This window comes from Rhodococcus sp. EPR-134 (assembly GCF_001647205.1).
GTDB classification, from domain to species: Bacteria; Actinomycetota; Actinomycetes; order Mycobacteriales; family Mycobacteriaceae; genus Rhodococcus_F; species Rhodococcus_F qingshengii.
In genome coordinates this window covers 1-10,045 of sequence record NZ_LVCT01000407.1, presented here as the reverse complement: position 1 = coordinate 10,045, position 10,045 = coordinate 1, and the positions used below count along the sequence as shown (strand labels likewise).

Annotated in this window: 9 protein-coding genes; 6 read left to right on the top strand and 3 right to left on the bottom strand. The window is 63.9% G+C overall.

Translation table 11 applies throughout. From position 1 onward, the window contains the following. The 5 genes from A2J01_RS18730 to A2J01_RS18710 form a co-directional block, all read left to right on the top strand. Positions 1–1,307: PucR family transcriptional regulator (locus A2J01_RS18730; protein WP_064113307.1), on the top strand; the 1,307-nt coding region annotated here is incomplete at its 5' end. A 106-nt stretch (positions 1,308–1,413) separates the two neighbouring features. Further along, positions 1,414–2,706 carry a hydroxymethylglutaryl-CoA reductase, degradative gene (locus A2J01_RS18725; protein WP_050655329.1) on the top strand — a complete coding sequence of 431 codons (1,293 nt, stop codon included), beginning with the start codon at positions 1,414–1,416 and terminating at the stop codon, positions 2,704–2,706. A gap of 5 nt (positions 2,707–2,711) precedes the next feature. Continuing rightward, the gene (locus A2J01_RS18720) at positions 2,712–3,680 is read left to right on the top strand and encodes a hydroxymethylglutaryl-CoA lyase (protein ID WP_082900900.1); all 969 of its coding nucleotides are present in this window, start codon (positions 2,712–2,714) and stop codon (positions 3,678–3,680) included. Positions 3,681–3,755: 75 nt separating this feature from the next. Further along, positions 3,756–4,247 carry a hypothetical protein gene (locus A2J01_RS18715; RefSeq protein WP_003941716.1) on the top strand — a complete coding sequence of 164 codons (492 nt, stop codon included), beginning with the start codon at positions 3,756–3,758 and terminating at the stop codon, positions 4,245–4,247. Then, positions 4,244–5,626: a tripartite tricarboxylate transporter permease gene (locus A2J01_RS18710; protein ID WP_003941745.1), complete on the top strand. Its 1,383-nt coding sequence runs from the start codon at positions 4,244–4,246 to the stop codon at positions 5,624–5,626. The genes A2J01_RS18715 and A2J01_RS18710 overlap by 4 nt, the downstream gene beginning before the upstream one ends. A gap of 61 nt (positions 5,627–5,687) precedes the next feature. On the opposite strand, the gene A2J01_RS18705 is transcribed toward A2J01_RS18710, so the two are convergent. The 3 genes from A2J01_RS18705 to A2J01_RS18695 form a co-directional block, all read right to left on the bottom strand. Beyond that, complete coding sequence (locus A2J01_RS18705) at positions 5,688–7,100, bottom strand: GGDEF domain-containing protein (protein ID WP_231915827.1); 1,413 nt, start codon at positions 7,098–7,100, stop codon at positions 5,688–5,690. Positions 7,101–7,287: 187 nt separating this feature from the next. After that, entirely contained in the window at positions 7,288–7,971 is a 684-nt protein-coding gene (gene bioD / locus A2J01_RS18700; protein ID WP_064113305.1) for a dethiobiotin synthase, read from the bottom strand. Next, positions 7,968–9,113 carry an 8-amino-7-oxononanoate synthase gene (locus tag A2J01_RS18695; protein WP_064113304.1) on the bottom strand — a complete coding sequence of 382 codons (1,146 nt, stop codon included), beginning with the start codon at positions 9,111–9,113 and terminating at the stop codon, positions 7,968–7,970. Before A2J01_RS18695 ends, bioD begins: the two co-directional genes overlap by 4 nt. A 38-nt stretch (positions 9,114–9,151) precedes the next feature. Between A2J01_RS18695 and bioA the strand changes: the two genes are divergently transcribed. Beyond that, on the top strand, positions 9,152–10,045 hold an 894-nt coding region (gene bioA, locus A2J01_RS18690), incomplete at its 3' end, for an adenosylmethionine--8-amino-7-oxononanoate transaminase (protein ID WP_064113303.1).

Genomic DNA, 10,045 nt, shown 5'->3' with positions numbered 1-10,045 from the left:
TGGTCCTGCAAACCGCGCGGGCACTCGACCGCGCCGAGGAATCCGCTGCCGAGACCGGGCGAGCACTCGACGAGCTGCGCGAACACGTGTCCGCGCGGGACAAATCGAACGTCGTCCACCAGGATCTGATCCACGCCGTTCTCCGCGGCGGCGGATACGCCCAGGTTGCACGAACTCTCAGCAGCTCTCTCGAGCGCAGCACCGTCGTCGTCGACAGTGAGCTACGCCCTCTCGTGAAATCCTCTGGCGAGCAGATCACGACGGTGCCGATGTCTCTTCCTCCCGCCGTGTCCGAGGCCATCGACCAGAGTCGCCGAAGCGGCCGATGCACGTTTGTCGCCGATGACAGTGAGACCGTGATCCAACTCGTCAGCGCCGTCACCGCCGGAGAATCGTTCCTCGGGGCCATCTTGCTGAATCGTTCGGACGCGCCGATCGGCCCCGTCGAACTCCGGACCGTGGAACGGGCAGCTCAGGTCACTGCCATCCTCGTGTTGCAACACTCGGCGGCGGCAGCAGCGGACCGGCGTGCACGTGACGAACTGGTCGCCGACTTGCTGAGCACTGCCCCCGAGCGCAGGCGCGATCTCGAACGTAGGACCCGAAACCTCGGCATCTCACTCGGCGAACTGGACACCGTCCTCGTGGTGTCGGTCGCTCCGGAACTCCGCACCGCCGCGCTCCGCGCAATCGGGCAGTCTCTGCCGGTAGCGGGGTTGGCGGCGCAGCATGCCGGATTGATCGCGGTGGTCTCGCGCTCGGGAAACCCGGCAGCCGCGGCGACGGTCATTCACCGTCAGATCACCGGTTCGGTAGGACCGCACGCAGTAGTCATTGCGCCGGCGACGGCGGAACGCCCCGAAGAGCTCCCGGCGCGCTTCACCTCGGCGCTGCGCACGGCCCGCCTACTCACGGCATTGGGCAAGACCGACGGCGCGGTCACGACGGCGTCATATCTGCCGTACACCGTTCTGTTCGGCGAAAATCCGGAATCACTTCATCAGTTCATCGACGAAGTAATCGGCCCGGTACTCGCGTACGACCGCGACAAGGACACCGATCTCACCGCGACCCTTCGTGCCCTGGTACGCAACGACGGGAGCCCGACCAAGGCTGCCCGCGCACTCAACTATCACCCCAACACCGTCGTTCAGCGTCTCGACCGCATCCGTACGCTCCTCGGTCAATCGTGGCGGGAAGACGAGAACTTTTTCCGGGTGTCCATGGCGACGAGGCTCGACGAACTTCGGGACGTGGGAACCGAAGAGGCCGGAAGCGGCATCACCGACAGCGCCGATGGTGCATGACACTACAATTTCGACCGATCGATGTGTCGTGAGCACGTGGCCTGGCAAGCATCGACCTCCCTACTGTGAAGCGGAGCACAGAACCACTTCAGGAGGACGACCCCCCGTGTCATCAACCAGCAGCCGATCAACCAACAGCCGCATCGCCGATTTCCGGTCCTACGACGTCGCCGCACGGCGCGCCGAGATCGTTCGCCAGACCGACCTGACCGAAGCAGACATCGCGGTCTACGACGCTGCCGACGGCCTCACCATCGATCAGGCCGATCGCATGGTCGAGAACGTCCTCGGCGTCATCGGCATCCCGGTCGGCGTGGCCACCAACTTCACGATCAACGGCACGGACTACCTGATCCCCCTCGCCACCGAGGAGCCGTCGGTAGTCGCAGCCGCGAGTAACGCTGCTCGCATCGCACGCGGACTCGGGGGCTTTCACGTCTCGAGCACGCAGCCGATCATGCAAGCCCAGATTCAACTCGTCGACGTCGTGGATCCGGCAGCTGCCCGCATCCGACTCCTCGAGGCACGTGAAGAAATCATTGCACTCGCCAACGAGCAGGACCCGAAGCTGGTCAGCGTCGGGGGTGGCGTGAAGGACATTTCGGTTCGCATCGTGTCCTCGGACAAGGCCGCCTACGTCGTCCTCCACCTTCATGTCGACGTACGAGATGCCATGGGCGCCAACGCAGTCAACACGATGGCAGAGGCAATCGCGGATCGAGTAGCCGAGATCGGCGGCGGGCACGTCGTTCTTCGCATTCTCACCAACAAGGCAGATCTGCGGCTGACGCGCGTTCGTGCCGTGTTCGACGCCGAATTGATCGGCGGTGCAGAGGTAGTGGACAACCTGATCCATGCCGCACGCTTGGCGGAGCTGGATCCCTACCGCGCCGCGACACACAACAAGGGCATCATGAACGGCATCAGCGCCGTGGTGTTGGCAACCGGAAACGACACGCGCGCAGTCGAAGCCGGGTGCCATTCCCATGCAGTCAACGCCGACGGGATCTACTCGTCGCTCTCGCATTTCGAGAAGAATGCCGACGGAAACATCGTCGGCACCCTCGAGCTACCCATGCCGGTCGGCCTCGTCGGCGGGGCCACCAAAGTGCACCCGGTAGCGCAGGCCGCAATCAAGATGCTCGGCGTCGAGAGCGCCGAGGAACTCGCCGGCATCATCCTGGCAGTCGGCCTGGCGCAGAACCTGGCTGCTGTCCGCGTTCTGGCCAGTGAGGGTGTCCAGCGCGGACACATGGGGCTGCACGCCCGCAACATCGCTGCCACCGCCGGAGCGCAGAAGAGCGAGATCGACGCCGTGGTGGCACGCCTGATCGCGGACAAGAGCATTCGCGTCGAGCATGCCGAGAAGGTTCTCGCCGAGATCCGCGGCGGAAACTGACGACAATGACCGAAACAGTTGCAGGATCACCGGTGTGGAAGCCGGCGCCTCATCGAGTGCCGGCGCCGGGGCTGCCGACCTCGGTCCGGATCTACGAAGTCGGGCCACGCGACGGACTTCAAGCGGAAACAGCGGTGATCCCGACCGAGACGAAAGCCCAGTTCATCGAACGCCTGGTCGCGGCCGGCTCCCGCACTGTCGAATTGACGAGTTTCGTCTCACCTCGATGGATCCCGCAACTTGCGGACGCGGAAGAATTGATGGGTCGGCTGCACCTGCCGGACTCGGTACGTACGGTCGTTCTTGTCCCGAACCGCAAGGGTCTCGAGCGGGCCGTCGCCGCCGGAGCAAGCGAGGTTGCAGTATTCGTCAGCGCCACAAAGGAATTCGCGAAACGCAACCTCAATTCCACGGTGGACGGCGCGATCGCCGCGGCTGCCGAGGCCACTACGGCCGCCCGAGCCCTGGGACTTCCCGTCCGCGGCTACATCTCCATGTGCTTCGGCGACCCGTGGGAAGGCTCCGTGCCCGTCGAGCGTGTCGCCGACATCGCAAAGACCCTGGTCGACAGCGGTGTCACGTCACTCTCACTCGGCGACACCATCGGCGTCGGCACACCTGGCCATGTGCTCGCTTTGCTCGGCGCCCTCCGAGAACGTGGCATCCCCACATCGCGGATCGCCATGCACTTTCACGACACCTACGGCCAGGCGCTGTCGAACGTCTATGCGTCGTTGACCGCTGGGGTATCCGAATTCGACAGTTCCGCAGGTGGTCTCGGACGGTGCCCGTATGCCAAGGGCGCGACCGGAAATCTCGCCACCGAGGATCTGGTGTGGATGCTCCACGGCCTCGGGATCGACACCGGCATCGACCTGGATTCGCTCACCGATACAAGCAGCTGGATGGCCGAACAGATCGGCCACTCGAGCCCGTCCCGAGTTGTCACCGCCCTCCGCGCAGCACGCACCTGACACCCGCAACGCAAGCCCCTCATCTCGCAAGCCCCTCCCTGACGACCCCGCCATGCATGACACTGGAGAAGACTGATGTCACCACCGCAGCCGGCAACGACGCCGACCACCACAACCGAGCCGACCGAGCAGCAGACATACCTCGAAGTCTGGGGCGACACCGTCAACGGTCGACACCTCGCGATCTCCGTTGCAGTCGGCAGTGTCGTCGGCGCCTCGGCCCTTCTCGCGGCCCAGGCACTGTTCGAACGGGTCGTCAGCGAACCGTCGTTGGCCCAGGCGTACAGCCTTCTGGTCGGCATCGCGGCCTGCCTGCTCGCCGGCGTGGTCTGCGGAATCTTCATCAAGCCGAAGCGGATAGTCGCCTTGGCCGCCGCCGACGCGGAGTCGATCGACGGTGTCATCACGACGATGAGTGAACAGCGCCAGGGTCTGGGCACTCTCGCCGACATTCCGGAGCAGAGCCGACAGGAACTTCGCGAGCTGGGTCTGTACGACCACTTCGCCGCTGCCGAGGCCGAGCACGCACGGGTCTCGAACACACCGAAGGACGGTGGGCGCGCATGAGTTCGGTTCTGACCAACGAAATTCTGATTGCCGTTCTCTTCGGCATCATCGGTGCGGTCGCGTTCACGTTCATCGGATTGATCTCCGGCACGGACGAGACCGCCACGATCGCACCGCTGACTCTGCTCGTGATTCTGCTCGGCGCTCCCCCGGCGGCGGTCTTCACGTTCTTCCTCTCGGGTGCGATCGCCAAACACATGACGCACGCGGTGCCGACGATGCTGCTGGGCATTCCCGGCGACACGATGGCGATTCCACTCTTGCCGGAAGCGCAGATGATGCGCTCACTCGGCATCCCGCACATCGCACTCCGCAAGGCGATCTCGGGAGCAGTGATCTCGGCGTTCGTCGCTGTGCCGGTTGCCGTTTTGTTCGCGACCATCCTCGCGCCGTTCGCGGACACCGTTCAGTCGATAGCACCGTGGCTGTTCCTGGTCGCCGCCATCGGCATCGCCTACGCCTCACCAGGCCGCTGGGCCGGGGTTGTCGCCCTCGTTCCCTTCGTCATCTTGATCCTCGGCGCCCGCGCGTTGACGTCGAATTACGATGTGTCGCTGAACATCAGCTACTTCCTTGCGATCGCAGTCGGGCCGCTGATCGCGGACCTCGCATTGACCTTGGGCCCGTCGAGCCGTAAGGACATGGAACGCAGTGAACCCAAAACCGTTGCATTGGCCCCGGACATCAAAGGATGGAAGGGATACTTCCCCAATCCTCTGAAGGTCCTCGATCGCAAGCAGATCGGTTACACCGCCGCCGCTTCCACGGTGTCGAGCGCAACCTTCGTCTTCAGCCCGGTCGCCATGACTGTTCTGATGGGTGAGCTGGTAGGTGCGCGGATCAAGAACGGCTATCACCGACTGACCACAATGGTCTCGGCGAAGAACGGTACGACGGAATCCACCTACATCGCGGAAACCCTCATCCCACTCGTCGCTTTCGGCCTTCCGCTCAGCCCGCTCGCGGCAGGCCCCGCAGCCCCTCTGTTCAACGCTCCACCGGTGTTCGAGACCAATCAGGAAACCGGAGTGATCAACAATCTCTCCACGTACCTGACGCAGTGGGAGTTCCTGCTCTACGGCCTGCTCGCTGTGGTCACGGCGACGGTCATCGCATACCCGTTTGCCATGAACTACGCGTACCGCGCTGCGTCAGCGGTGGTCAAGCACATCAGTCACGAAGCTGTGATCGCGGTGTTCACGGGACTGGTCGTGGTCATCAGCATCTGGGAGGGCGGCATCCTCGGGCTTCTGATCACCGTGACGGTCGGCCTGGTCGGTGGTCTTCTCGGGCGCCTGTTCAAGATTCACGGCGGAGTTCTGTTCATGGGTTACTACGTAGCGCTGTTCAGTGTTCCTGCGCTGATCAATCTGTTCTGAATCGGTCGACTCCACCACCACGTGCGGACCCGCAACAAACTGCGGGTCCGCACGTATTTCTTCAGCTACCGACCGTGAGCGCCACGGTTCGATTGCGGTCCAACTTCTTCGCTCGATACAACGCCTCGTCAGCGCAATCGACCAATTGCGTCAGGTCTGCGTCGCCGTGGGGTGAACACGCGACGCCGATGCTGACCGTCGGCCCGAATTCACCCAATACTGCCGACGAATTCTCCGCTTGCGCGCGTCGAATCATCTCGGCTGTTTCGGTCGCACCCTCGAGATCGACGCCGGCCATCAGTACGACGAACTCCTCGCCGCCCAATCGGGCGAAGAGATGCTTGTCATCGAGGTGCCGCCGCACCTGATCGGCAAAACTCACCAACGCCGTATCGCCGGCACGATGACCGAGGTTGTCGTTCACCATCTTGAAGTGATCCAGATCCATCATCAGGACGCTGACCGGACGTCCAGAGTGGCGACGCGGATCGGTCGCACCCGTCACGCTGCCGCCTCGCCGCAGGAATTCGTCCCGGCGCAACGCACCGGTGAGATCGTCGTGGGTGACGGCCTGGGTGAGTGCCTCGAGCGCGCGGCGACGCTCGAGGATCACGCAGGCCACCGCGATCGGCGCTACCGCCAGCAGCGACAATCCGATCTGGACCGACGCGCTGACCGGCGAGACGCCCTCGCTGGACAATCCGAGATGGCCGTCGGCCGTCAGTACCAACGTCCAGGCAGTTGACACAGCGGTGAGCACCGACGTGACAAATACATTGGTGAGCAAGGCTGCAGTCACCAGCGCCGGCATGGCAAACGCGATCGCTCCGGCACCGCCTATCACCCACTCCAAGATGATGCAGACGGCCAGCAGCGCCGTCGGAACGACTGATCGACGCACAAGCGTGGCAACAGCTTTCGGTTCTCGATCCACTCGTCGAAGCGAAGGGAATGTCAGCACCAAGGGGACGATGGTCATGTAGTTGACGAACTCACTCGAGAACCAGAGCAACCAGCCGTCCCACCACTGCCCGCCGAACAGCACGCGGTTCGCGATTCCGCCCACGAGCGCCGCCATCGACGCGGCGGCGACAGTCATCGACACGAGATAGCCGACGGACTGAATACTGGTCAGTCGACGGTCCTCACTGTCGACCCAGCGAAAGGCGTAGAAGCCGCTCGCAACCCCGACGATGTTGGCCGCGTTGAGCCACACCGTGGACTCCCATGCCCCACCGGTGATCAGGTCGGCTCCGACATAACCGACTACGACGCAGATCCAGGTGAGCAGTGTGGCGGAACGCGGCGACCGAAAGAGGATCCCGAGTAGCAGCGCGTTCGCCGGCCAGAAGACTGCAAGCGTGCCCGGCAGACGGCTCAGAATTCCGACCAGGCACGAGACGAAGACGACTACGCCGATAAGCAGTGCGCGACGTACGGCCGATGACGACAACGACTTTTCGACCGTGCTCACCACCTACATTCGACTGACCTACTCACAATTCGACAACCACTGTCGGTGACCAAGGCGCCCCGGATGCAGGGTCGCCGCAAGACACCCGTCGAAATATACCGACCGGAATCGTACGCGAGGGACGTCGAAACCCGAGGTGCCCCACTGTGCCTTGGCTATCGATGCGGACAAATCGGATGTTACGTCGTCAGTTGGTCAAATGAAGTTCACCGAGCGTGATCGAAGCGGTGCGAGCAAACTCTCGGACACTCGCGCCTCCACTTCCGGCAGGCATTACCCCGAGAAGGGGAACACCGCTGACCGAGACCAGATCCTCGCGATTGCATTTCTCGGCGAGGTCCGGTTCCTGCGGCCACGAACCGATCACCAATCCGGCGCAGTCCACGCCGGATGCACGTAGGGCTTCCACGGTCAGTGCCGTGTGATTGAGCGTGCCCAGGCCGGACGCAACCACCAGCACCACTGGCGCTGCCAGAGCCGCGGCAAGATCGCGAGCGGTGAACCCGTCGACGCCCAAGCGGACCAGCAAGCCGCCGGCGCCTTCGATCAGGGTCAGGTCGTGGGTGGTGTCCAGGTCGCGAGCAACTCGGACTACTTCGTCGAGCGCCAACAACGGCAGACCACTTCGACGGGCAGCAGTATCCGGCGCCAAAGGTTCGGGATACCGCGCCAACTCGACCAGCGTCACGCCGCCGCCGGTCAGACGCTCGATCTCGGCCAGATCACCCGCACCGTCCACGTCGACGCCGGTCTGGGCCGGTTTGAGCACTGCAACCGACTTGCCCGACTGCAAGGCCACCGATGCCAATGCGGCTGTCACCACTGTTTTTCCGACGTCGGTCGACGTTCCGGTCACCAGGAAAATGCTCATGCTCGGGCTCCGGCCAATACTTCGCGCAGTACGAGAGCGATCTGCTCCATCTCGGATGCGGACAGCGTCGCTCGTGCGGTCAGACGCAGCCGTGACGTTCCTTCCGGAACCGACGGCGGGCGGAAGCAACCGACATGCAACCCCTGATCCCGGCACGCCGACGCGGCATCGAACGCCCGCTGCGGATCACCGAGAACGACTGAGACGACAGCAGATTCAGGCGACGGAGCACCGGTGACGTCCGCCAACTCGGATGCCCGGGCCAGGACGTCGAGCGCTCGCGTCGGCTCACGCTGGAGTACGGCGAGTGCAGCCCTGGCCGCGCCTACGGCGGCCGGTGCGAGACCGGTGTCGAAGATGAACGTTCTTGCCGCGTCGATGAGATGCGCGCGGATCTTGTTGTCACCGAGCACAACTCCGCCCTGGCTGGCGAGCGACTTGGACAGTGTTGCCGTCACGACGACGTCGGGTTCACCGGCCAGGCCCGACTCGTGGACGAGTCCACGTCCACCGGCACCGCGCACACCGATGCCATGCGCTTCGTCGACCAACAGGATCGCCCCGTACTCGCGGCACACCTGATGCATCTGCCGCAGTGGCGCGAGGTCTCCGTCGGCACTGAAGACCGAATCGGTGACGACCAGTGCTCGCTCTTCCACTCTGCTGCGCAACGTGTCGGCGAGAAAGCCCACGTCCGAATGCGGAGCCACGGCAACCCGAGCACGTGACAGGCGGCAGGCATCCACCAGCGAGGCATGCGATCCCGCATCGGAGACAATCAACGACCCTGGACCCGAGAGCGCCGTCACCGCGCCGAGATTGGCTGTGTAACCGGAGGAGAAGACAAGTCCGGAGTCCGCCCCGACGAATTCGGCCAGTTCGACTTCGAGCAGTTCGTGTTCGGTGGTGGTGCCGGTGACCAGACGCGAGCCCGTGGCGCCCGCGCCCCAACGGCGTAGAGCCGCCGTGGCACCCTCGATCACATCGGGGTGCCGCACGAGTCCGAGGTAATCGTTCGACGCCAGGTCGATCAACGGGGAGTCGACCGTGCGAGGACGGAGTTCGCGACGCAGTCCAGCGGCCCTGCGGTCCGCTTCGACGGCCGTCAGCCAATTCAGCGAGGTGTTCACTTTTCCGACCATACTTGAACACCGTTCAACTCAATGGTTAGGGTGCATCCGTGCTCACAACCGGACTTGATCCCCATGACGTCTCCGCCATCGATGCCGATGTCCTCTGGCATCCGTACGGATCGTTTCCCGCGTCGACTCGTCCGCTGATCGTCGACTCTGCGCAGGGGGCTACCCTGACGCTCTCCGACGGCCGCCGATTGGTCGACGGGATGAGCTCGTGGTGGGCCGCCATTCACGGCTACCGCAATCCCGTGCTCGACACCGCCGCCGCACGGCAGCTCGGCAAGATGAGCCATGTCATGTTCGGCGGACTGACGCACGAACCCGCCGCTCGCCTCGGGCGACTGCTCGTCGACATCACACCACCTCACCTCGACAAGGTGTTCCTCTCCGACTCCGGTTCGGTGGCGGTCGAAGTCGCAGTGAAGATGTGCCTGCAGTACTGGCGGAGCCTCGGAAAGCCGTCGAAGAATCGTTTGATGACCTGGCGCGGCGGATACCACGGTGACACCTTCACCCCCATGAGCGTCTGCGATCCCGACGGCGGCATGCATTCTCTCTGGACCGACGTCCTGCGCCCTCAGGTCTTCGCGCAGGCTCCCCCGGCGGGCTATCTCCCCGAATACGTGCAGGAGTTGGAATCGCTCTTGGCCGAGCATCACGAGCACCTCGCAGCGGTGATCGTGGAACCAGTGGTCCAAGGCGCCGGCGGAATGCGTTTCCACGATCCCGCGTACCTGATCGACCTGCGTAACCTCTGCGACAAGTACCAAGTCCTCCTGGTCTTCGACGAAATCGCGACCGGATTCGGACGCACCGGAGAATTGTTCGCCGCCGATCACGCCGGCGTCAGTCCCGACGTCATGTGCGTCGGCAAGGCACTGACCGGCGGGTACATGAGTCTGGCGGCAACGCTGTGCACCACGGAGATCGCGGAGACC